The sequence below is a fragment of the Fructobacillus tropaeoli genome (assembly GCF_001047135.2).
GTDB lineage: Bacteria > Bacillota > Bacilli > Lactobacillales > Lactobacillaceae > Fructobacillus > Fructobacillus tropaeoli.
In genome coordinates this window covers 70,966-95,155 of sequence record NZ_DF968079.1, presented here as the reverse complement: position 1 = coordinate 95,155, position 24,190 = coordinate 70,966, and the positions used below count along the sequence as shown (strand labels likewise).

Here is a 24,190-nt window from a genome sequence, read left to right as displayed (position 1 = left end):
ATTTGCATGGCTGTTACTGCAAAGTTAGTGAAGGAATTACGTGATAAGACATCTGTTGGAATGATGGATGCCAAGAAGGCTTTGGTTGAAGCTGAAGGCGACATCGAAAAGGCAATCGACTTGTTGCGTGAAAAGGGAATGGCAAAGGCCGCTAAGAAGGGTGACCGTGTTGCTGCCGAAGGTATGACTTACGTGATGACTGAAGGCAACAAGGCTGCCATCATCGAATTGAACTCAGAAACTGATTTCGTTGCTGGTAACAAGGAATTTAATGACTTGTTAGTTGCTGTTACTAAGACAATCTTGGAAAAGCAACCTGCAGACGTTGAAGCTGCTTTGGCTTTGCCAGTTGCTGGTGAAGAAGACCGGACTGTTAACGACAAGATCATCAACGTTTCTCAGATTACTGGTGAAAAGATTACTTTGCGTCGTTTCGCTACTGCTGAAAAGACTGACGGTGAAGTCTTCGGTGCTTACTCACACATGGGTGGTTCAATCTCTGCTTTGGCAGTTTTGACTGGTTCAAACGAAGAAGCAGCCCGTGACGTAGCCATGCACATCGCCGCTATTGCTCCACAGTACGTTTCTGATGACCAAGTTCCTGCAGATGTTGTTGCTAAGGAAAAGGAAGTTCAATTGGCTTCTGAAGACTTGAATGGCAAGCCTGACAACATCAAGGAAAAGATGGTTGAAGGACGGATCAAGAAGTTCTTGGCTGACATCACTTTGTTGGATCAAGACTTTGTTAAGAATGGTGACCAAAAGGTTGCTGATTTCGTTAAGCAAAACGACATGACGGTTAAGTCATTCGTTCGCTACCAAGTTGGTGAAGGTATCGAAAAGCAAACAACAAACTTGGCTGAAGAAGTTGCTAAGCAAATCAACAACTAAGTTCTTCCAAAAAGTATCCCAAGATTTGGGTGCTTTTTTTTTGGAATTGATGACTACATTTTTGCTATAATAGATAGCGATAAGAAAGAGGAAAACCATGACGGATACAAAGTATAAAAGAGTTTTAATGAAGCTGTCAGGCGAAGCCTTGGCTGGTGCTAAGGGTCAGGGGATTGACCTGGAGACAGTCGCCCAAATTGCCAAGGAAATCAAGGCAGTCCATGATATGGGCACTCAAATTGCCATCGTTGTTGGTGGCGGTAACCTATGGCGTGGCGAACCCGCTGCCCGTGTTGGGATGGAGCGGTCACGCGCCGATTATACCGGAATGCTTGGAACGACCATGAATGCTTTGGTCCTTCAAGATGCCTTGGAACGTGCCGGTGTTGACACTCGCGTTCAAACGGCGATTACGATGCAACAGATTGCGGAACCTTACATCCGTGGCCGCGCCATTCGTCACCTTGAAAAGGGTCGGATTGTGATCTTTGCTGCAGGAACTGGTTCACCATACTTCTCAACGGACACAACGGCTGCTTTACGGGCAAACGAAATTAATGCCGATGCAATTTTGATGGCAAAGAACGGTGTTGATGGTGTCTATGATTCAGATCCAAATACAAACCCAGATGCCCAGAAGTTTACAACTTTGACGCACTTGGATATCATTCAAAAGGGCTTGAAGGTTATGGATTCAACCGCTTCATCCCTCTCAATGGAAAACAACATGCCACTTGTTGTCTTTAACTTGAACCAACCTGGTAACATCGAACGGGTCATCAAGGGTGAGGCAATCGGAACCACAGTGACTGGAGAAAAATAATGGCTTTTGATTTTACAAGTACAAAAGAACGGATGCAGGGCGCTCAAGAAGCTTTGCGTCGTGAATTAGCAGAAATTCGGACGGGCCGGGCAAATCCCCGAATTTTGGACCGAGTAGAAGTAGAATATTACGGTGCGATGGTACCGTTGAACCAAGTTGCTTCAATTTCAGTGCCAGAAGCACGCTTGCTTTTGATCACACCATTTGACAAGAATGCCTTGGAAGCCATCGTGACGGCGATTAACGTTTCTGATTTAGGCTTGAACCCAGCTTCTGACGGTAATATTGTCCGTTTGGCCATTCCACAGATGACGGAAGAACGTCGTAAGGAATTGGCTAAGGACGTGAAGGCCGAAGCCGAAAAGGCGAAGGTTGCCGTTCGTAACGTTCGTCGTGATGCCATGGATGCCATCAAGAAGGACAAGGATATGACCGAAGATCAAGTTCACGATGCCGAAGACCAGGCTCAAAAGTTAACGGACGAAAACACCAAGGCAATCGATGAAATTGCTGCGGAAAAAGAAAAAGAATTGTTGAAGATCTAAGGACTGTTAGGTCAAAGATGATTGCTGTAAAGGCTTGCAAGTCATTTGGCTGGTGGGCTTTTTCTGTTTTTAACGAGTTTTTTCTTGACCTTTTTCAGAAAAATCGGCATAATATGGATAGATTAGTTTAAGGCTTTGACCCGGTTTGGCACCCGGTGAGCTGAGAACCGTGAAAGTGTCAACGACTGAGCAATTGGCCGTTGGAAATCAGGTGGAACCGCGCGTTAGCGTCCTGATGTCAAATTTTGACATTGGGGCTGTTAACCGCGGTTTTTTTGTCGGATAAGGAGGACTTTATGGCAAAGCTGAAGTATCATTTGGAGTCGGACACGGTTTTGGTTTTAAACGAGGACGGCCATGCCGGTGATACCCTGGATTTGAAAGACGAACTCCAAGTTGATACGAGTCAACTGGGAGTGGCTGTGCAAACGGCCATTGATGAAAAATTAGCTCAGGAAAAGGTCGATTGGGAAAAGAGTCAGCAAGACCTGGTCAAAGCACAAATTGACCAGGAAAAGCAGAAGGCTGATTTAGCACTGGAGAAGGCCAAGCAGGCTGAAAAAGACGCGGCCCAAAAGGAACAAAACCAACTGCATGATCAATTGACCCAGCTGCAAGCGCAGTTGGACCAGGAAAAACAGAAGGCTGATTTTACACTGGAAAAGGCCAAGCAGGCTGAAAAGGATGCGGCACAGAAGGAACAAAATCAGCTGCATGACCAATTATTACAGCTACAGGCACAGTTGGACCAGGAAAAGCAAAAATCTGATTTAGCGCTGGAAAAAGCTAAGCAAGCCGAGAAGGATGCGGCCCAAAAAGAAAAGACGGAGCTGCAAGAGCAACTGACGCAGTTACGTTCACAGCTGGATGCGTTTAAGGACCAAGAAGCTGCTAACAAGGCACTGGCGCTGGCTGAACAAAAGGAAAACCTGCAGAGCACCTACCAGGCTGAGAAGGACCAGGCCGGTCAGAATCGACAGGAGCTAGAAAAGCAACTGGATGATTTGAAAAATCAGGTTGAAAATCAGGGTCGCGACCAAGAACTAGCCTTGGCGAAGGTGAAGTCGGACTACGATGCGCAATTGCAGGCGGCTCAGGAGCAGGTCGAGTTCTATAAGGACTTTAAGGCTCGGCAGTCAACCAAGGAGATTGGCGAAAGCCTGGAAGTTTACGCTCACCAGGAATTTAATAAAATTCGCCCTTACGCCTTTCCCAATGCTTACTTTGAGAAGGACAACGAGGTTTCAAAACAATCCGGCTCGAAGGGTGATTTTATCTTTCGTGATTATCAAGATGATGTTGAATTTATTTCCATCATGTTTGATATGAAAAATGAGGCGGATGCGACTGAGCAGAAGCATAAGAACGCTGATTTCTTTAAAGAACTGGATAAGGACCGCAGAGAAAAGAAAACGGAATATGCCGTTTTGGTTTCGATGCTGGAAGCCGATAACGAGTACTATAACACCGGAATTGTTCAGGTGCCGGACTACGAGAAAATGTACGTTATCCGTCCACAATTCTTTGTCCATTTTATCGGTCTCTTGCGCAACGCGGCTTTGGATTCCCTCCAATATCGGCGAGCGCTGATTGAAGAACGAAATCAAAACATTGATATTACGAACTTTGAAGACAATATCACGGCTTTCAAAGACCGCTTTGCTAAAAATTATAATTCTTACGCGAATAACTTCCAAAAGGCAATCGAACAGATTGACCGAGCGATTAGCCAGATGGAAAACGTGAAAAAGAGTCTGACGACTTCTGAAAATCAGATTCGTCTTGCTAACAATAAGTTGGAGGATTTGACCGTCAAAAAATTGACCAAGAATAATCCAACCATGACGACGAAGTTTGCTGATTTAAAAGCGGACCAAGACGGTGAAGGAAAGCCGTAAATTCGTCACAGCGTTTTAAAATTTTAATGATGAAAGAATAAAGGAAAGACTTATGTCCAGTGAAAAATTATCAGTACAAGACATTATTTTGACACTGCAAGAGTTTTGGGCCGAAAAGGGTGCCAACTTGATGCAGGCTTATGACAACGAGGTTGGGGCAGGAACTCAAAGTCCTTACACCTTCCTGCGCGCTAACGGTCCAGAACCTTGGCGAGCAGCCTATGTTCAGCCTTCACGGCGACCAGCCGATGGTCGCTATGGTGACAACCCTAACCGTCTGTTCCAACACCACCAATTCCAGGTGGTAATGAAGCCTTCACCTGATAACATTCAGGAATTATACCTCGCTTCTTTGGAAGCCTTGGGCATTAAGCCCTTGGAACACGACATTCGTTTCGTTGAAGATAACTGGGAAAACCCTTCGATGGGTGCTGCCGGAATTGGTTGGGAAGTTTGGTTGGATGGGATGGAAGTGACTCAGTTCACTTATTTCCAACAGGTTGGTGGAATCGAAGTTGATTCTGTTACTGCTGAAATCACCTATGGTTTGGAACGATTAGCTTCTTACATTCAAGACGTGCCAACGGTTTATGATTTGGAATGGGGTCACGGCGTTTTGTATGGTGATATTTTCAAAGAGCCAGAATACGAACACTCAAAGTATGCCTTTGAGGAGTCAAATCAGGAAATGTTGCTCCAACACTTTGATGATTATGAAAAGGAAGCACAGCATAATTTGGAATTAGGCTTGGTTCACCCAGCCTATGACTATATTTTGAAGTCTTCTCATACCTTTAACCTGTTGGATGCGCGGGGAACGGTTTCCGTTACGGAACGAGCTGGTTATTTGCACCGAATTCGGACAATGGCTCGAAAGGTTTCAAAGGTCTTTATCGAAGAACGAGCTAAGCTTGGCTTCCCATTGTTGAAGGATGAGGCATTACGTGAAAAGTACTTGGGCGCTAAGGGAAAGTACGCCAAGAAGGAGGATCAGGACTAATGGCAGATTTTATTTTAGAAATTGGTTTGGAAGAAATGCCAGCCCACTTGGTAACGAGCTCTGAAAAGCAGCTGGTCGACCGAGTTTCTGATTTCTTAGACGAACACCGACTCGATTATGAAGCAATGAAGCCATTCTCAACGCCACGGCGTTTGGCTGTTGAATTGACTGGTTTGGCAGCCGGTTCAAAGGCTGTTGAAGAAGAGAAGCGTGGACCAGCCGTTGATCGTGCTAAGGACGAAAACGGTGACTGGTCAAAGGCTGCTCAAGGATTTGCTCGTGGACAGAAGACCACACCAGAAGCCTTGATTGAAAAAGACGGCTACTTGTGGGCCAAAACTGAAATTGCTGGTGTGCCAGCTGCTGAAATTTTGGCAAAGTTGGGCGCTGAGGTTGTTGAAAAAATGACCTTCTCAACTTATATGAAGTGGGGTAACCATAGCTTCTCTTACATCCGTCCAATCCGCTGGTTAGTGGCTCTTTTGGACCAGGATGTAGTTGATTTTTCTGTTTTGGACGTTCAAACAGGTCAAACAACTCGTGGTCACCGTTTCCTATCAACGGAAAACGTGACGATTGCGAGTGCCACTGATTACGAGCAGACGTTGCAAGATGCCTTTGTTATGGCTGATGCAGCTAAGCGTAAGGCAACCATTCAAGCACAGTTGGAAAAGATTGCCCAGGACCAAAACTGGCACTTGGATTTGACGACTGATCAGGCACAAGACCTTTTGGAAGAAGTTAACAACATCGTTGAATGGCCAACGGCCTTTGCCGGTAACTTTGACCAAAAGTACTTGGATTTGCCAAAGGAAGTCTTGGTAACCTCGATGCGTGACCATCAACGCTTCTTCTTTGTGACGGATGATCAGGGTGACTTGTTGCCACACTTTCTTTCTGTCCGCAATGGAAACGAAGAAAACTTAGCTAACGTTGTGGCCGGAAACGAAAAGGTCTTGGTTGCTCGTTTGGAAGACGCCGTCTTCTTCTACCAAGAAGACCAACAAAAGTCGATTGACGATTACATGGACCGCGTGAAGAAGCTGGTCTTCCATGAGAAGATTGGTACTGTCTACGAACACATGGTTCGCGTACGGGCTTTGGCTGCCCAATTAGGCCAGGCGCTGGGGCTGTCGTACGAAGAGTTGTCTGATTTGAACCGGGCTACTGAAATTTATAAGTTCGATTTGATGACTGGCATGGTCGGCGAATTTGACGAATTGCAGGGTGTGATGGGTGAACATTACGCCAAGCTCTTTGGTGAAAATGATGTTGTTGCCCATGCGATTTTGGAGCATTATTTGCCAACTTCAGCTACTGGTGAAGTCGCTGATTCAAAAATTGGAGCGGTATTAGCCGTTGCCGATAAGCTCGATTCTATCGTGACCTTCTTTGCGGCCGATTTGATTCCATCTGGTGCCAACGACCCTTATGGTTTGCGTCGAGCAGCAACTGGGGTGGTGCGGACACTTGAAGCGCATGATTGGCACTTAGATCTTTTGTCCGTCTTGACCAACTTCAAGGACCAAAACAAGGACGTAGCCGATGCTGATTTGGCACAGGTCATTACCTTCTTGACGGACCGTGTCAAGAAGCAGGCCGCCGATGCCGGCGTTCGTTCGGACATTGTTTCTGCTGGAACGGCCAACGTGGTCACTGGTGATTTGGTTTACGTGGCTGATCGAACAGAGGTCTTGGCAAAGCACGCAAAGGATGCTAACTTCCGCGATGTGATGGAAGCCTTGTCTCGGGTAAGTCGCTTGGCAAGTAAGGAACGAATTGAGGCTGCCGTTAAGCCTGACTTGCTTGAGAACGACCAAGAAAAGGCTTTGTACGAAGTAAGCAAGGATTTGAACTTGGCTGAATTGGAAAATCAGGGTGCGGAAGCATTGTATCAAGCGTTGGCTACATTGCAAGAACCAATCGCTGCTTACTTTGAAAACACATTGGTTAACGATAAGAAAAAGGCAATTAAGAACAACCGTTATGCCCAGTTGAATGCCTTGGACAAGTTGATTGCTGGTCTGGGTGATATTGAACAAATTGTGATTAAATAAGTAAACTTATAAGTTTACTTTACAAATAAAAAGGAACCCTAATGGGGTTCCTTTTTATTTGATTGTAAAAGATGAAGTTTATTTTAAGATTAGTTTTAGTGAAAAAATTAGTAATCATAGCAATTAAAATATTTAAGCACAGAAACCTCGTTATTTTTTCTAATTGATTAATTATATTTCTGCATCATTGCTATGATGCGCCATATATTGCAATATTAATTACAAAGATACAATTTACTTTACGAGGGAGTCGCTATGAAGAGTATGGTTAATGAAAAGCAACACATCAAAATGTTTAAAAGTGGTAAATTTTGGCTTTTTTCAGCCATTACCAGTTTTGCGATTTTTGGAGGAGTATCGAACAATGATTTGATCCACGGCAGTGGTTTACTATCACCACTGACAGCGGTAGCTGACGACGTTTCGAATCAGAATTCATTGGCATCCACTAAAACTGATTTGTTACAAAAATTGCAGACACTAAAGCAGCAAGAATATAGTCAGGCGAGAGGTGTTGGCGATTATTCAACTGCTGTTCAGCAGGCTGTCATCATTAATGAAATTAATGCGCAAACGGCAAAGGTGAACGCTGCTGATTCAGTTGGGGATGCTAATGCTGCTTACGCCAGTGCGGTTGCTAACTTACAGGGTTTATCGGTATATAAGCAAACAGCAGAAAATAATATCAGGAGTGCAATTAATAATTATGAGAATTCATTACCTGATTTTGCCTCCCAATACTCGAGTGCCCAACGTTTACGCACTATGTTTCTCGAAGTTGAATTCAATTATTTGTGCTACTTAATTGATGGAGCACAAAATCGTTCTGGTGTTGACCAGGTTGTGAGTACAATGCCTTTTTATGATGATGTCAAAAAAGCAGTGACGGGAGCAACACCAGATGAACCGTATAATCAATTACAAACACTGCTTGATCAGTCTATGGATTTGTCGTTCAAAATGTGGTCTGAAGTGACGAATGATAGTAATGTTTTTGACAGTAATGCAAAAGCAGACATGATTACTGCAACTACGAACGGTATTGATAATGCAAAGAAAATTGTTCAAGATTATGCCAACGATTTAAAACAGATGTTTGATAAACTATATGACCAATCTTTTATATTGCCAATCCAATTGGAATATAAATATATCAGTGAATCTGCGTCAACGAGTGATCAGTCTGCACAAAGTGGTTCGACGAGTACTAGTACGATACCAACAAGTAGCAATTCAACAAATGAGAGTAGTGGTAGCACTGTTTTGACTGGACGAAGCGTTGCCAATGGTCCGCAAAATTTGGTGACTCCAGCGGTGACTGCAAATCAGTATGGTTCGAGAACAGATGCTGATAGTGGTGATGTTGTATTACCTCGTACTGCTACAACTCGTGTCGAACTGTTTGATCAAGAATTAGCGGGCGGTGTTATCGCCGCTATTTCAGGATTCTTCCTGTTGGCCTCTCGGAAGCGACGCCAAAAGTAATATTACAGAATCATAATACAAAAGGGAGGCACACGGCGATTTTGCGGGCCTTCCTTTTATATTCTGTAGCAAAAATATGATTGCGGAATCTGTTCGAATGGGCTAAAACCAGAATAACTCTTTGTTTCATCAGGGTTTTCCTGTAAAATGAATGGTAAGTACAGACTCTAAAAAAGCAGGATATTCATGGCAGATTTTACTTTAGAAGAATTAAAAGAACGGCAAAAGCGTATTCGAAACTTTTCCATTGTGGCCCATATCGACCACGGAAAGTCGACGATTGCTGACCGAATTTTGGAACAAACCCAAACGGTGGCCGAACGTGATATGCAAAACCAGCTGCTGGATACCATGGATTTGGAACGGGAGCGCGGGATTACCATCAAGTTAAATGCGGTCGAGGTTCATTACAAGGCCAATGATGGCGAAACTTATATCTTTCATTTGATTGATACACCGGGGCACGTGGACTTCTCTTATGAAGTTTCACGGTCTTTGGCGGCGGCGGAAGGGGCCATCTTAGTGGTCGATGCGGCCCAGGGAGTGGAAGCTCAAACATTAGCGAACGTTTATTTGGCGATTGATAACGATCTTGAGATTTTACCGGTTATCAATAAAATCGATTTGCCTGCTGCTGACCCAGAAAAGGTCAAGGGCGAAATTGAAGATGTGATTGGTCTCGATGCCTCTGATGCCGTTTTAGTTTCGGCTAAGCAGGGAATCGGCATTCCTGAACTCTTGGAACGGATTGTTTCTGATTTTCCAGCACCGGATGGTGACCTTGAAGCGCCATTACGGGCTTTGATTTTTGACTCACAGTACGATGCTTATCGTGGCGTTGTGGTCAATTTGCGAGTTCGTGAAGGGGTTGTCAAGCCTGGTGATCGAGTGAAGATGATGAACACTGGGGCGGAATACGAAGTGACGGAAGTCGGTGTCATGTCACCAAATGCTCAAAAGCGTGATTACTTGATGGCTGGTGATGTTGGCTATTTGACGGCATCCATTAAGGACATTCAGACCACGCATTCAGGAGATACGGTGACGTTGGTCGACAATCCGGCTGATGAGCCACTCCCTGGTTATCAGCCAATGACACCCATGGTTTATTCGGGATTATATCCTTCGGATAATGCCAAGTACGGTGATTTACGAGAGGCGTTGGAAAAGTTGCAGTTAAACGATGCTGCGTTGACTTTTGAACCCGAAACGTCCCAAGCCTTGGGCTTTGGGTACCGAGTTGGTTTCCTTGGTCTCTTGCACATGGACGTTATCCAAGAACGATTGGAACGTGAGTTTGATTTGGACTTGGTGACAACGGCACCATCCGTTACCTACCGGGTGACAACGGTTGACGGTGAAGTCTTGATGATTGAAAACCCATCTGAATTACCCGAAAGTCAACAAATCAAAATGATTGAAGAACCATTTATTCATGGCAATATCATGGTGCCAAACGAATATGTTGGGGCGGTGATGGAACTAGCCCAACGCAAGCGTGGGGAATTCGATACGATGGAGTACCTGGATGAAAACCGGGTCAACGTTAAGTATTACTTGCCATTGTCTGAAATTATCTTTAATTTCTTTGATAAGCTGAAATCATCCACGCGTGGCTATGCTTCCTTGGATTATGAAATCGATGGCTATCGCCCAGCTGATTTGGTCAAGATTGATATTCTTTTGAATTCAGAAAAGGTCGATGCCTTGTCCTTTATTGTTCACCGTGATTTTGCGGCAGAACGTGGTCGCGTGATTACTTCGAAATTGAAGGAAATCATTCCACGACAAAACTTTGAAATTCCAGTCCAAGCCGCAATTGGAAACAAGATTTTGGCCCGAACAAACATTAAGGCTTACCGCAAGGATGTTACCTCAAAGATTCATACGGGTGATCCTGATCGTCGAGCCAAGCTTTTGGATAAGCAAAAGCGTGGTAAGGCCCGGATGAAAGCTGTGGGAACGGTTACTGTTCCTCAAGAGGCATTCATGGCTGTTTTGCAGACGGACGATGATGAAAAGTATGCCCGCGGTAATTAATTTCTGGTACCTTCTGAGTGGTCTTGTTTGAAAAAATCAGAAATCCAGTTTAAAATGACGGTACAAGCGATTCGAAGGAGAGCGTAGCTGAATGTCTTTAAAAACTGTATTTCAAAAAGTAACCAACTACTTTCAACCTAAAATGATTGCAATTGGTATTACTCATAATGGGTCTTTAGAAGCAGCAGATGCTTTTGTTGAACGGCAAGTGCGCAAACCAACGCCGGACGACCGTGAGGTTTTGGTTCGGATTTTGGCAACGGCGGTTAACCCTGTCGACACGAAGATGCGGGCTGGTTATCGCCAGGACGGTGTTTTTCGCGTTTTTGGGCTTGATGTTGTTGGTGTGATTGAAGAGGTCGGTAAGGACGTGACTGACTTTTCTGTTGGCGACCGCGTCTTTTATGCTGGTAAGCAACACGCCTTTGGTGCCGATACCGAGTTTCAAGTGATTGAGGCCGACATGATTGCGTTGGCACCAAAGAATTTGGATAATGTCGATGCGGCAGCCATGCCCTTGACATCCATCACGGCTCACGATGTTTTGCACCATGGTTTTCATTTGCCGGTGGCGCAGAATAGTGCCCAGGGAAAATCAGTACTCATTATCAATGGTGCTGGTGGTGTTGGTTCGGTCTTGGTTCAGATGGCCAAGTATCTTGGATTGACAGTGATTGCCACGGCGGGAACGACCGAATCCAAAAATTGGGTCCGAGAGTTAGGGGCTGATTTTGTCCTTGATTATCATGAAGACTTGCAAAAACAGTTGGCAGCGATTCATTTCCCTCAAGTTGACTATATTGCCAACTTGCAGGATACGACGGCTTATTGGGATTTGATGGCGGCGGTCATTAAGCCCTATGGTGAAATTGCAGCGATTGTTGAAACGACATTACCAGTTGATTTAGGTGATTTAAAGAGTAAAGCTGCTTCGTTTTCTTGGACCTTTATGTTGGCACGCGGCAATGAAAACTTTAACCTTGCTGAGCAAGGCCAAATTTTGCGTGATGTTGCTAGCCTTTTGGACCAGGGGGTCATTCGCCCAACCGTTACCAAGGTCTACCAGGGATTATCAGTTGAAAACGTGCGTCATGCTAACCAGGATGTTACTAGCCACCATACGATGGGGAAAGTTGTTATCGATTATATGGCCGAAGAAGAGGCCAATAATAAGGTTGAACAGACGGTTGCTAATAATGTAGCACCAGTTGAAGTAACAATGGCAGATGCTAATAATTAACACGATTTGGGACGGGGACCAAGCGGTCCTCGTTTTTATTTGAGTCGTTGCAGGAATAATAAACGAGGAAAAAGATGATTACGTATCAAAAGGTTGTCTGGCAGGTACCGGCTGAAAATCAGGATGTAGTGATTGCGACCTTGGTAGCGCTCGGGGCAGAAGGTGCCGAGCAGGGGATAGACACGGTCACTATTTACCAGGATGTTAATCAAGAAGGTTTTGAAAATCAGATTGCGACCTACATTGCTGGTTTAACGGCCCTCGCCGAGCGAGGGCTGGCGATTAATAGCCAGCCAATTTCACAGGAACGATTGGATTCATCAACCTTTGAAAACGAATGGAAGAACTACTACCATGCCAGTCGCGTGACCAATCAGTTTACGGTGGTGCCTGCTTGGGAAGACTATCAAAAAGTTCAGGACCAGGAAAAATTAATCGTGATGGATCCCGACCAGGCTTTTGGTACTGGTACTCATCCAACCACTTCGTTGATGATTCAAGCTTTGGAAGCCGTTGTTCGTGGCGGAGAAAAAACGATTGACGTTGGGACTGGATCGGGTGTTTTAGCAGTCGCTGCCAAACACCTGGGTGTTGGTTCGGTATTGGCGACCGATATTGACGAAGAGGCAGTGGCGACGGCTCAAGCTAATTTGGCATTGAACCCTGTTGCTAGTGATGTCACCGTGATTGCGTCGGATTTGATGCAGGATGTGCCACAAGAGTGGAATCAGTCTGATTTAATCATGGCGAACATTTTGGCTGATGTGATTACGCCGCTGATTCCTCAAGTAGTACCGATGCTGACGGCTGACGGTTACTTCTTGGTTTCAGGAATTTATGATGATGTGGAACCCGCGATTGAAGAGGCCTTGGAAAGCCACGGACTAACCATCGTCCAGCACTTAAACCAAGGAACCTGGCATGCCTTTATTACCAAAAAGGCAGATGACTTAATCAACGACTGATTTTTTAGGAAGAGAAATCGATGCAACGTTACTTTTTAGAAGAACCCATTCAAAATCACATCGTCTTGACTGCTGATATGCCAGCTTTTAAGCACCTGGTGAAGGTTTTACGCGCCAAGGTTGGGACGAAAGCGGAATTTTTTGATGGTCAATCGCGTTTGGTGCTTGGCCAAGTCGAAGAAATCAGCCAAGACCAGGCCACCATTACGGTGCTGGCCGACATTGACCAGCAGGTTGAATTGCCTGTCGAGGTTACGCTGGTTGTTTCACCGATTAAAAAAGACCGTAACGAATGGTTGGCTGAGAAGGCAACCGAATTGGGTGCGAGTCGTTTACTTTTCGTGCCGATGGAACGGTCGGTCGTTTCCTGGAATGAAAAACAGGAAGCAAAGCAATTAGAGCGACTGCGAGCCAAAGCGGTTGGTGCTGCCGAACAATCCCACCGCCTGAAAGTGCCGGAAATTCGCTTTGCTGATTTTGCTGAAGTTTTGGCACTGGAAAAGGATCAGGGATTGGTCGCTTGGGAAGAATCTGCCAAGCAGGGCGAAAAGGCGGCTTTGGTTGATTTAGCGCAGGCCAGCCAGCCCGGCCAACACTTTGTGGCTGTCTTTGGCCCAGAGGGTGGTTTGACCGAAGAAGAGATTAATACCTTGCAAGAGGCCGGCTATCGTCCAGGCGGTTTGGGCCCACGAATCTTGCGGGCGGAAACGGCGCCGCTATATACATTAGCCGCTTTATCGACATTATTAGAATTAGAAAAATAACAGAAAAATGAGTCGGGGTTGTCAAAAACCTTGCCCTCATCGGCTAAACAGCCTATAATTTGTTATAACAATTTCACTGTGAATGAGGTTTTTACATGCGTAATTTTTTAAATAAATTACACCACTCAGCTTGGTTTTATAACTTATTGGTCATGATTTTCGTGGCAGTCTTGTTGCCATTTGTGGCCGACAAATTTGACTGGTCAGATATTAATCTGGTCTTTTGGCTCTGCTTTGTCTTAAATGGGGGCTTTGCTTTGTACTTTGGCGCTCAAATTCGCAAGCACGGTCTGCGTTTTTACTGGATTTTTGTGCAGCCACTGCTTTTTGGCGTGGTGACTACCTGGTACTTTGACTGGGTTGATACTGAATATGGTTATTATTTGGCCGGTTTGTACCTGGTTTTGACGATTTTTACTTTTTGGTCTGATACGCGGTCTGACCCTGATGAAGATTTATTGCCAATTGATGGCGGTTATGAAGATCTTTAAATAATCGAAGAAAGCGCCCCCCAAAAGGGGGCGTTTTTCTGTTAAAATACTAAGAGAATAATTTTTTACTTTTTACCCCCTTGGAGGAAGCATTCGTGATTACTGTTGCAGACATGTCATTTTCATTTTCTGGTAAGAAACTTTACCAGGACGTTAACTTAAAGTTGGTCCCCGGCCATACGTACGGCATTATCGGAGCCAATGGTGCCGGTAAGTCAACCTTTTTGAAATTGCTTCAGGGGGAATTGGAACCGACTGAGGGTGTCATCAGCATTAGCGATAACGACCGAATGTCATCTCTACAACAGGATCACTTCGCCTTTGATGACTTTACGGTGATGGATACGGTTATCCAGGGACACGAACGCCTCTACCAGGTTAAGACCGAAATGGATGCCATCTATGCCAAGCCTGATTTTTCAGATGAAGACGGGGTACGCGTGGGCGACTTATCTGCCGAATTCGAAGAGTTAGACGGTTGGAACGCCGAAACTGAAGCAGCACAACTGCTGACTAAGTTGGGCATCGACGAATCAATGCAACAAAGCATGATGGGCGACTTGACTGAAAACGATAAGGTGAAGGTCTTGTTGGCTCAGGCTTTGTTTGGCAACCCAGATATCTTGGTTTTGGATGAGCCGACTAACGGATTGGATGTGCAAACGATTGCTTGGTTGGAAGACTTTTTGGCCGACTTTGAAAACCTCGTGATTGTTGTTTCGCACGATCGTCACTTCTTGAACGTTGTTTCAACGAATATCTTGGATGTCGACTACGGTAAGATTACGCCGTTCGTTGGAAACTACGATTTCTGGCGTGAATCAGCTGAATTGGCCCAACGCTTGGCCTCACAGCAAAATGCTAAGAAGGAAGAGCAAATTAAGCAGCTGCAAGAATTCGTGGCAAGGTTCTCAGCCAATGCCTCAAAGTCAAAGCAGGCAACGGCTCGTAAGAAGCAGTTGGATAAGATTACTTTGGATGATATCAAGCCTTCATCTCGTAAGTACCCTTACATTTCCTTCCCATTGAACCGTGAATTAGGAAATGACTTAGTTCGCGTTGAAGGAGTTTCCAAGACGATTGATGGCGAAAAGGTTTTGGACAACATTACCTTTACTGGCCGTCCTGGCGATAAGATTGCCATCTTGTCCCGGTCTGATTTGGCAACGACCACGTTGATGCAAATCCTGGCCGGTACGATGGAACCCGATACTGGTTCTGTCACTTGGGGGGTCACGACCACCCAATCATACTTGGCTAAGGATTTGAACGATAACTTCGATGACCAGGAAAAGGTCATCTTGGATTGGTTGCGTGATTTTGCCGAAGAAGAACAGAAGGACAACACGTCATTGCGTGGTATGCTCGGTCAAATGCTCTTCAAGGGTGATGACGCCTTGAAGCAGATTAAGGTTTTGTCCGGTGGTGAAAAGGTTCGAATCGTTTTGGCTAAGTTGATGCTGTTGAAGGCTAACGTTTTGTTGCTTGACGATCCAACAAACCACTTGGATTTGGAATCAATTCAGTCATTGAACGATGCAGTTGCAGACTTTAAGGGTTCTGTTATCATGACTTCTCATGACCACGAATTCTTGGAAACAACGGCAAATCATATCGTTGAAGTTTCAGCCAAGGGCGTGGTTGACCGTTTGGATACCACTTATGATGACTTTATTAACACGGACAGTATTCAAGCCAAGGTGAAGGCTTTGTACGATTAATTCATGAGCTGATGGTGAGAACTATCAAGGAGCGCTTTCGAGCGCTTTTTTGCTTAAGTAAAAAGGAGATTTTTTAATGGCTGCAGGTATTGATAAATTAGCTTTCTACACGCCAGGACTAGCACTTGATATGGTCGAATTGGCAAAAGCCAGAGGCGATGAACCTGACAAGTATACGATTGGGATTGGCCAGTCGGTTCAATCTGTCGTGCCGAACTATGAAGACGTGGTGACGATGGGGGTTAATGCCGCCAAGAAAATCTTGACCGCTGATGATATTGCGGCGATTGATATGCTGATTTTTGCTACCGAGTCCGGGGTTGATAATTCCAAATCAGCAGCCGTTTTTGCGCAGAAGTTGTTGGGCCTATCGCCTTATATTCGGACAATTGAAATGAAGCAGGCTTGTTATGCCGGAACCTTTGGTCTGATGCAAGCTAAGGACTACGTGAACGTTCACCCTGACAAAAAAGTTCTGGTGATTGCGGCTGATATCGCTCGCTATGGGTTGAAGACAGCTGGAGAGGTCACACAAGGAGCCGGTGCGATTGCGATGGTGGTGAGCGCTAATCCGGCCATTGCTGAAATCGAAGATGATTCCGTCTATATGAGCCAGGACGTTCCTGATTTTTGGCGACCAGTGGCTTCCACAACTGCCTTGGTCGATGGCCATCTGTCAACGGATATTTACAAGGAAATGTTTTTGACACTTTGGACTCGGTATACAGAACAGCAAAAGTTGTCATTGGCCGACTTTGCTGGTTTTGCCTTCCATCTGCCATACACAAAGATGGGCAAGAAGGCGTTGGATCAAATCTTGGACCAAGCCACGCCTGAGCAGCAGCAATTCCTCCAAGAACAACTGGCGGCCTCACAGGTTTATAACCGTCAGGTTGGAAACCTCTACACGGGGTCAGTCTATCTCGCACTACTTTCCCTATTGCAGAGGGGACAAATCGCTGCTGGTCAACGGTTGGCTGTCTTTTCATATGGTTCAGGTGCGGAGGCCGAGCTCTTTTCACTAAAGGTCCAAGAAAACTTCCAGTCTGCTGTTGCTAGCCAGGATGTTGATGGCATGTTGGCCGACCGTCGTCAGCTTTCAGTCAGTGAGTACGAGGACGTCTTCAATTCGCAGTTGTTTGACTATCGAGTTGATGTGACGACGGCGGGTCCTGAGAACGCGGGCTTGTGCCAATTTGTTGGTTGGCAAAATGGTCACCGTCAATACAAGATGAGCTAAAGACAAACATTTGAGACAAAGCGTGCTAAACGTTCTATTTTTGTCCTATTTTTCATTTAGAATGTTATCCCGTTGCAACTTGCTTTTGGTAAACTAAGAGAATAGGTAAACAGGTAAGTAAAGGAGAATTACCCATGGCAAAGCGGATTTATTTGGCTGGACCATTTTTTTCAGAAACACAGATTAAGAAGGCTGAGCGCCTCGAAAAGGTCTTAGAAGAACACGACCAAGTTGGTCATGTTTTTTCACCCCGAAAGCATCAGCATGCTGAGTATGAACTTTTTTCAGAGCCATGGCGTCACGCCGCCTACGGGTCTGATGTTGAAGCCATCGACAATTGTGATGTGATGGTAGCGTTGGCTGATTTTGACCGGGCTGATACCGATTCAGGTACTGCTTGGGAAATCGGTTATGCGAAGGCCAAGGGAATTCCCGTTGTCGTCATCAAAGAGGAAGCGGATATTACGTTGAACTTAATGATTGCTATGTCATTAACGGTATACTTCGACAAGATTGAAGATGTCGCTTCGTATGATTTAGAAGCTTTGCCAGCAAAGCCATATGATGGCGAGGTCATCTAAAAATCAGCAAAGCCAAGCCTGACAAAAATTGCAGGCTTTGAACCATTAATTAGAGGAGAAAATCATGATTAAAGCAGTTGTCACCGTTGTTGGCCAAGACCAAACAGGAATCGTTGCAGGAATTGCCACTACCTTGTCAGAACATGGGGTCAACATTTTGGATATGTCTCAGACCATTATGTCGAAGACTTTTACCATGTCAATGTTAGTAGCAATCGATGCTGCTGCTGATTTTGATGAAGTCTATGCCTCTGTTAAAGAGGAAGGCGCTCGCTTAGGCGTGACTGTACACGTCCAACGAGAAGAAATTTTTGATACGATGTCCCACATCTAATTTTGAAAAAATTAGTGCGAACAAAGACGAAGAAAAGAAGCAAATAATGGATACAACACAAATTCGAGAAACAATTCAGATGGTCAAAGAAGATAACTTTGACATCCGGACGATTACGATGGGCATTTCTTTGCTGGACACTGTTGGTGGTTCAGTTGAAGAAACGGCGAAGAACGTTTATCAAAAGGTGACAACCTATGCCAAGAACTTGGTGGCGGTTGGTCAACAAATTGAACGTGAATATGGTGTACCCATTACGAATAAGCGGATTTCGGTCACGCCGGTTTCTTTGATTGCTGGTAATGCCGATGAAAAGGAAATCCTTGTTTTGGCGCATGCCTTAGATGATGCTGCCAAAGAAGTTGGCGTTGATTTTATTGGTGGTTATTCCGCTTTGGTCCAAAAGGGCTTTTCACATGGTGATTTGGCGTTGATTAAGTCATTGCCAAATGCTTTGACGGAAACGGACGTTGTGATGTCATCCATTAACGTTGGTTCATCAAAGGCTGGGACCAACCTTGATGCTGTCAAGTTGATGGGTGAAACGATTAAGGCCATTACGGACAAGTCTGATACAGCAAATTCAAAGATGGTGGTCTTTGCCAATGCCGTTGAAGATAATCCCTTTATGGCTGGCGCCTTCCACGGTGTTTCAGAACCAGACGTTGTGATTAACGTCGGTGTTTCAGGCCCTGGTGTTGTTAAGCGCGCCTTGGAACAGGTGAAGGGTGAGTCGATTACTGTGGTTGCCGAAACCATCAAGAAGACGGCCTTCAAGATTACCCGTGTTGGTCAGTTAGTTGGAACGATTGCAGCGGAACGCCTTGGCGTACCGTTTGGAATTGTTGATTTGTCCTTAGCACCAACACCAGCTCGTGGTGATTCTGTGGCCGAAGTCTTGGAAGAAATCGGTTTGGAACAAGTTGGGACGCATGGAACGACTGCTGCTTTGATGCTCTTGAACGATGCCGTTAAAAAGGGTGGCGTGATGGCCTCACAAGGTGTTGGTGGTTTGTCAGGTGCCTTTATCCCTGTTTCAGAAGATGCAGGCATGATTGATGCCGTCCAGGACGGAACGTTGTCATTGGCCAAGTTAGAGGCGATGACATCTGTTTGTTCTGTTGGGTTGGATATGATTGCCATCCCAGGTGATACACCAGCGACAACCATTTCAGCAATGATTGCTGATGAAGCGGCGATTGGTGTGCAAAACAATAAGACGACGGCTGTGCGAATTTTGCCAACGAATGGTACAAAGGTTGGCGACATGGTCGACTATGGTGGTTTGTTGGGAACTGCCCCAGTGATGCCAGTGGTTGATAAGTCTTCTGCTGATTTTATTAATCGTGGTGGGCACGTGCCTGCACCAATTCATTCCTTTAAGAATTAAAAAAGAAAAAATGAGTCCTCGACCAGGTTTGGTTTGGGCTCATTTTTTGTTGGCGTTGATATTTGGCATGGTAAATGATGATAAGAAAAAGGCCCACTTTGCAGTGGGCCTTTCATGCGTATTAGTTAAAATCATTGTGTTGACGGTGAGCGCGTCGACCATAAGAGTAGCGGTCGTTTTCAGCAACAACCCGCTTATTGAGTAAATCTTTGGCCTCATGATGGGTCGGTGTGAAGGCCGTCCCGTTTTTCCATGCTTCTCGTTGGTCACGGTGATTTAAAATGTTATCACGGATGCTCAAGAAGAAGGCATTGACCTTGACCCGCTTCAACCCAAAAATGTGGCGTAAATAACTTCTGGTCGAATTAACTGGTAGATTCATGACGAAATCCTCCGTATCGTTTCTGTAATTAGTATTACTATACAATGCCATTCGTCTAATTACTGTCACATAGGTCAAGGTTAGTGGAATCCTAACTATCTTAAGTTCTTCTTAATATTTGTCTTTGTATAATGGAAATATGGAAATCAATGCTGTACAACAATACCAACAATACTTGCGGGCAGAACGTGGTTATTCGCTTCAAACTGTGAAAGCGTATCGAACCGATATTGACGAATTTGTGAACTATTTGACCGATAATGGGGGCTTCACTGGCTTTACCAGCATTAAAAGCTTAGATGTTCGAGTTTACTTAGCCAGTCTTTATGATCAAATGCTCGCGCGAACAACGATTGCCCGTAAGGTTTCGAGTCTGAAAAATTTCTATGCTTATTTGGTGAGTGAGAATTTAGCCGTTGATAATCCCTTTGATGGGGTGGCGCTGCGGAAGCACCAGGCACATTTACCGGAATTTTTTTATGATAATGAGATGCTGGAACTCTTTCAGGTTGCCTATGACCAAAATGACCATCCCCTCTGGCGCCGAGATGCCTCTTTGTTGGAATTCTTATTCGCCACAGGAACCCGAGTTTCTGAATTTGCGGGACTGACATTGGACCAAATTGATTTAAATCAGCGTCTGGTGCTGATTCACGGAAAAGGGAATAAGGACCGTTTTGTGCCTTTTGGTTCATATGCCAAGAAAGCCTTGGAAGACTATTTAGACAATTGCCGGCCGATGTTAATGGCTAAAAGTCACCGTTTAGATCAAAAAGATGTCGTCTTCTTAAATGCCAATGGTGGCCCAATCACTACTGCCGGTGTGACTTATATTCTCAACCAGTTGATGCAAAAAACGACCCTAACGGGTAAGATTCATCCGCACATGCTACGGCATAGCTTTGCGACTGCTTTGTTAAACCGAGGAGCAGATATGCGGACTGTTCAGGAACTATTGGGACACGCAAATCTTTCAACGACTCAAATCTATACTCATGTTTCGAAAGCGATGCTCCAGGATTCGTATCAAAATTTCTTTCCACGGGCCAAAAAAGCGGGTGAAGGACACACAAAAAGAGGGGGATGATTTTTATCCAACAGTTTTTTTAAAGTGCGGGCCAATTAAATTGTCATTCTTAAGAATAGATAGTAAAATAAAGTTATGATAATTCTGGAGAATGACAAATTAAAGGTACAAATCAGCGAGCATGGTGCGGAGCTGATTTCAGCGTGGAATAAGGAAGCCGAACTAGAGTATATCTGGTATGGGGATCCCATGTATTGGGGTCGGCATGCGCCTAACCTTTTTCCTATTGTTGGTCGCCTTCAAGGTGATCAGTATGAACTGGCTGGTCAAACTTATTATATGAACCAGCATGGTTTTGCTCGAAATATGGATTTTTTGATTGTCAGTGAGCAGGATGACGCTGTTCGTTTGCGGTTGGAGGATTCCGAATCGACACGGCGAATTTATCCGTTCGCCTTTATTTTTGATGTTATCTTTACCCTGAATGGTTCATCATTGAAAGTTGAGTACGAGGTTAAAAATCCAGCGAGTCATGATTCACTGTTCTTCTCCGTTGGAGGGCATCCGGCCTTTAACCTCCCACTTGATGGTGGTAAATTTTCGGATTACTATTTGTCTGTGACCCCCGAAAAGGTTTACGATCGAATTCGCTTGGTTGGACCTTATTCGAATCCAAATGTGCCAACGCCATTCTCTTCCAATATTCCATTGCGTCTGCGTCAAGAAGACTATCATGATGATGCCATTATTTTGAAGCTCGATCGCCAGAAGACAACCTTCTTGTTGGCTCGGCTAGCGAACCAGCATGGCATGGAAATGACGATTGATAATGCCCAGTTTGTTGGTGTTTGGACACCAGCCGGGAAGGATGCGCCGTTTATTGCCGTTGAACCTTGGTGGGGGATTGCCGATACGGTTGATGCCACCGGTAACTTTAAGGAAAAGTTTGGTGTGAACGTCCTTGCAGCGGGTGATACCTTTAACGGTTCCTACTCGATGAATTTCTTTTAAGCAAAATATTTTAAATCAATCAATGAAAGAAAAAAGCCAGCTGCTCATCCAGCTGGCTTTCGGATTATTAGACTATGAAAATTACAGAATTATTTGAACAGAAAAAGCCAATTGCCCAGTCAGCCTTAGCCGTTCCGATGGCATTGGGGCCGGCCGATAAATTTACCCCCTTCAAGCAGGCGTTAGACCAGAAGAATCCAGATGCTGTTATCTGGCAAGCTGATGCCATTGTGGATGAGTTTTCCAAAGAAGTCATTTGGGACCAGGTTAAGGCCGGTGGTGCGCAGGCGGTTGAAGAAAGAGACGCTTCCGCGATGAAAAAAGCCGTAATGAAGGCAGAATTGGACCAGGCTCACCAAGAATTTCTATCTAATTGGCCGGCTATGCACCAGCAAATTGTCAAGGAATTAGTGGACAACGCTCTTCAAACAGCAGGAGATCACTTGGTTTTGCTGGCTTATACGACGAAAGAGGCCGGTGGTCAGGGAGAACTAGCGCCGGCTGACCAGGCTTATTTCTTAGCCACGGCATTGCAAGCCGGAGCAGACCGTTTTGCCGGAGTCTACTTGCCAGAGGAACTGGATGAAAATTTGCAGGAAAAGGTCATAGCCGTCGCCGAGAAAGTGGCTGTTCCGGTTATTCGAACGGGAATAATTGATGATTTGACGCCAGAAACAATTCGAGCGGCTTTCTCTGCTTTGTTGACCAAGAATCCGGATGTGGTGAATTTGCAGGTTGCAGCTGATCGACTAGCTGAAATTGACTTAGCTGATTTTGAATTAATTTTAGCCGGTTTGGCTGATCGAGCCGGCGAAACTGCTCTTGTGTTAACGGTTACCGGTATCCTTTCGAAGGATCAAATTGAATCTTGGCTTGTTTTTCAATCTGCCCTCGTCACCTTAGCCTTAGGGGAAAATTGGCAGACACCGTTGATTAAAAGTACGATTAGTGAATTAGGTTGGGCGTAATTGTTACTGTATCTATGAACTGATGTTTGTTTAGATTTTTTCAACAATTTGTGCGAATTGTGCGATGCTACTTGTCGATAATTTTGGGAATCAGAATGCATTGAACAGCAAACGTTGAATGCAGAAGTGCTCGATTGCCTATGATATAAAATAAATCTGCATGGATTAGAAAAACTCGTTTAAGAGATAGGAGCTTGCCTAACAAAGTTAGTGATGTTATACTATTGTTAACCAACTGAGGTAGTTTATCTATCTACCTACCCGGCACTCTTCGGAGTGCTGTTTTTTTTATGCTCAAAACTTAGCTTTACTGACTAGCCGTTCGACAGTATTATCGGCAGAAAAAAGACTCCGTTTTCCTTATCGGTTGATAGGGAGAGCGGAGTCTTTGCTTTATTGTCCATTATTGTTTGGGTATAGGTTGTTTAGATAGGCAACCAAACCTGATTTGACATCGCGAGCAATCTTTTGCTGATAGGAACTTTGACGAATGTAAGAGAAGTCATGGTCTGAATTAATGAAACCATTCTCGAGTAAGACGGCGGGTCTGGTGACGTCTTTAATCACGAGGTAAGGCATCGTTTCGTAACCGCGATTTTCAAGTGGGAGGTTATTCAGTGAGCCGTTTAAAGCTTGGGCGAGTGATTGTGAATTGTCATTATAATAATACTGGGAAACGCCAGAAGCACTGTTGTTCGACTCTGAGGAGTCGAAGTGGAAGGAAATCTGGGCATCGGCGTTATACTTTTCGGCCTTGCGGGGGATGTAAAGTAAGGGAACAACGACATCCTTGGTGCGGACCATGATGACCCGCGCACCGGCATCGGTCAGAACTTTTTCGGTCGCCAACGCTGTTTTCAGGGTGTAGGTCTTTTCATAATGCTTGCCATCCGTTGAAATCGCACCGGTATCGGAACCACCGTGACCGGGGTCTAAGACGATGGTTGCTTCAGACAACTGGGTAGCAGTTTTCAATTTAGTGTTATTAGCAACCCAAGAAGCAACCCAACCCACTTTTTGATTATTATCACGCTTAACCTGCCACCAACCATTGTTTTTAGCAACGACAGTCAGTTTGGTGCCGGCCTTCAACTTGGTGATTTGTTTGTAGTTCAGTCCCGGACCCGTTCGTAAGGGAACTTGGTCTGGACGAGTCGTCAGTTGGTTTTGTTGCGCCAGCGAGATGATGAGAATCATGGTCGCGAAGGTGAAGACGCCAACGATGATGGCTCCGATTTTATTTTGTTTAATCCAATTTATTAAATGAAACATCAATCCGGCCTATTCTTCATATACTTCTGTTTATTTTATCACGAATATTCCAGAAAAAGGGTTCT

At 44.9% G+C, this 24,190-nt stretch carries 22 protein-coding genes; 20 read left to right on the top strand and 2 right to left on the bottom strand.

What is annotated here, in order from left to right; all coding sequences use genetic code 11:
- Window positions 1-6 precede the first annotated feature (6 nt).
- The 17 genes from tsf to AOQ32_RS02190 all read left to right on the top strand — a co-directional run bounded on the left by tsf (window position 7) and on the right by AOQ32_RS02190 (window position 19,465).
- Window positions 7-891 carry a translation elongation factor Ts gene (tsf, locus tag AOQ32_RS02270; protein ID WP_059393405.1) on the top strand — a complete coding sequence of 295 codons (885 nt, stop codon included), beginning with the start codon at window positions 7-9 and terminating at the stop codon, window positions 889-891.
- Window positions 892-988: 97 nt separating this feature from the next.
- A complete protein-coding gene (pyrH, locus tag AOQ32_RS02265; protein ID WP_047974473.1) occupies window positions 989-1,714 on the top strand; it encodes a UMP kinase in 726 nt (241 codons plus the stop codon).
- On the top strand, window positions 1,714-2,259 hold the full coding sequence (frr, locus tag AOQ32_RS02260; protein WP_059393404.1) for a ribosome recycling factor: 546 nt from the start codon (window positions 1,714-1,716) through the stop codon (window positions 2,257-2,259). The genes pyrH and frr overlap by 1 nt, the downstream gene beginning before the upstream one ends.
- A 296-nt stretch (window positions 2,260-2,555) precedes the next feature.
- The gene (locus AOQ32_RS02255; RefSeq protein ID WP_059393403.1) at window positions 2,556-4,157 is read left to right on the top strand and encodes a DUF2130 domain-containing protein; all 1,602 of its coding nucleotides are present in this window, start codon (window positions 2,556-2,558) and stop codon (window positions 4,155-4,157) included.
- A gap of 52 nt (window positions 4,158-4,209) precedes the next feature.
- Complete coding sequence (gene glyQ, locus AOQ32_RS02250; protein WP_059393402.1) at window positions 4,210-5,157, top strand: glycine--tRNA ligase subunit alpha; 948 nt, start codon at window positions 4,210-4,212, stop codon at window positions 5,155-5,157.
- A complete protein-coding gene (gene glyS / locus AOQ32_RS02245) occupies window positions 5,157-7,214 on the top strand; it encodes a glycine--tRNA ligase subunit beta (RefSeq protein ID WP_059393401.1) in 2,058 nt (685 codons plus the stop codon). Before glyQ ends, glyS begins: the two co-directional genes overlap by 1 nt.
- Window positions 7,215-7,469: 255 nt before the next feature.
- Window positions 7,470-8,699, top strand: a complete 1,230-nt coding sequence (locus AOQ32_RS02240; RefSeq protein ID WP_059393400.1) for a KxYKxGKxW signal peptide domain-containing protein — start codon at window positions 7,470-7,472, stop codon at window positions 8,697-8,699.
- A 186-nt stretch (window positions 8,700-8,885) separates the two neighbouring features.
- Window positions 8,886-10,739, top strand: a complete 1,854-nt coding sequence (gene lepA / locus AOQ32_RS02235; protein ID WP_059393399.1) for a translation elongation factor 4 — start codon at window positions 8,886-8,888, stop codon at window positions 10,737-10,739.
- A gap of 91 nt (window positions 10,740-10,830) precedes the next feature.
- Complete coding sequence (locus AOQ32_RS02230; RefSeq protein ID WP_083994352.1) at window positions 10,831-11,979, top strand: zinc-binding alcohol dehydrogenase family protein; 1,149 nt, start codon at window positions 10,831-10,833, stop codon at window positions 11,977-11,979.
- A gap of 74 nt (window positions 11,980-12,053) precedes the next feature.
- Window positions 12,054-12,944 (top strand): 50S ribosomal protein L11 methyltransferase, encoded by an 891-nt coding sequence (gene prmA, locus AOQ32_RS02225; protein WP_059393398.1) that lies wholly within the window; start codon window positions 12,054-12,056, stop codon window positions 12,942-12,944.
- Between the two features lie 20 nt (window positions 12,945-12,964).
- Window positions 12,965-13,708 carry an RsmE family RNA methyltransferase gene (locus AOQ32_RS02220; RefSeq protein ID WP_059393397.1) on the top strand — a complete coding sequence of 248 codons (744 nt, stop codon included), beginning with the start codon at window positions 12,965-12,967 and terminating at the stop codon, window positions 13,706-13,708.
- A gap of 95 nt (window positions 13,709-13,803) precedes the next feature.
- Window positions 13,804-14,199, top strand: coding sequence for a hypothetical protein (locus tag AOQ32_RS02215; RefSeq protein ID WP_059393396.1), 396 nt, complete (start codon window positions 13,804-13,806; stop codon window positions 14,197-14,199).
- Between the two features lie 95 nt (window positions 14,200-14,294).
- Window positions 14,295-15,920 carry an ABC-F family ATP-binding cassette domain-containing protein gene (locus AOQ32_RS02210; RefSeq protein ID WP_047974465.1) on the top strand — a complete coding sequence of 542 codons (1,626 nt, stop codon included), beginning with the start codon at window positions 14,295-14,297 and terminating at the stop codon, window positions 15,918-15,920.
- A 76-nt stretch (window positions 15,921-15,996) separates the two neighbouring features.
- Entirely contained in the window at window positions 15,997-17,160 is a 1,164-nt protein-coding gene (locus AOQ32_RS02205) for a hydroxymethylglutaryl-CoA synthase (RefSeq protein WP_059393395.1), read from the top strand.
- A 134-nt stretch (window positions 17,161-17,294) separates the two neighbouring features.
- Entirely contained in the window at window positions 17,295-17,741 is a 447-nt protein-coding gene (locus AOQ32_RS02200) for a nucleoside 2-deoxyribosyltransferase (protein ID WP_059393394.1), read from the top strand.
- Between the two features lie 64 nt (window positions 17,742-17,805).
- Window positions 17,806-18,075 carry an ACT domain-containing protein gene (locus tag AOQ32_RS02195; protein WP_047974462.1) on the top strand — a complete coding sequence of 90 codons (270 nt, stop codon included), beginning with the start codon at window positions 17,806-17,808 and terminating at the stop codon, window positions 18,073-18,075.
- Window positions 18,076-18,121: 46 nt separating this feature from the next.
- A complete protein-coding gene (locus AOQ32_RS02190; RefSeq protein ID WP_059393393.1) occupies window positions 18,122-19,465 on the top strand; it encodes a PFL family protein in 1,344 nt (447 codons plus the stop codon).
- A gap of 121 nt (window positions 19,466-19,586) precedes the next feature.
- Here the strand turns inward: AOQ32_RS02190 and AOQ32_RS02185 are convergent, their stop codons facing one another.
- Window positions 19,587-19,847 (bottom strand): hypothetical protein, encoded by a 261-nt coding sequence (locus AOQ32_RS02185; protein ID WP_059393392.1) that lies wholly within the window; start codon window positions 19,845-19,847, stop codon window positions 19,587-19,589.
- 139 nt (window positions 19,848-19,986) lie between these two features.
- Here AOQ32_RS02185 and xerC point away from each other — a divergent pair, with 139 nt between their 5' ends.
- From xerC to AOQ32_RS02170, 3 genes are all read left to right on the top strand, one after another.
- Window positions 19,987-20,934: a tyrosine recombinase XerC gene (gene xerC / locus AOQ32_RS02180; RefSeq protein WP_059393391.1), complete on the top strand. Its 948-nt coding sequence runs from the start codon at window positions 19,987-19,989 to the stop codon at window positions 20,932-20,934.
- A 75-nt stretch (window positions 20,935-21,009) separates the two neighbouring features.
- Window positions 21,010-21,885: an aldose 1-epimerase family protein gene (locus tag AOQ32_RS02175; RefSeq protein WP_047974458.1), complete on the top strand. Its 876-nt coding sequence runs from the start codon at window positions 21,010-21,012 to the stop codon at window positions 21,883-21,885.
- Window positions 21,886-21,959: 74 nt separating this feature from the next.
- The gene (locus AOQ32_RS02170) at window positions 21,960-22,853 is read left to right on the top strand and encodes a hypothetical protein (protein WP_059393390.1); all 894 of its coding nucleotides are present in this window, start codon (window positions 21,960-21,962) and stop codon (window positions 22,851-22,853) included.
- A gap of 393 nt (window positions 22,854-23,246) precedes the next feature.
- Here the strand turns inward: AOQ32_RS02170 and AOQ32_RS02165 are convergent, their stop codons facing one another.
- Window positions 23,247-24,125, bottom strand: coding sequence for an N-acetylmuramoyl-L-alanine amidase (locus AOQ32_RS02165; RefSeq protein ID WP_059393389.1), 879 nt, complete (start codon window positions 24,123-24,125; stop codon window positions 23,247-23,249).
- Window positions 24,126-24,190 lie beyond the last annotated feature (65 nt).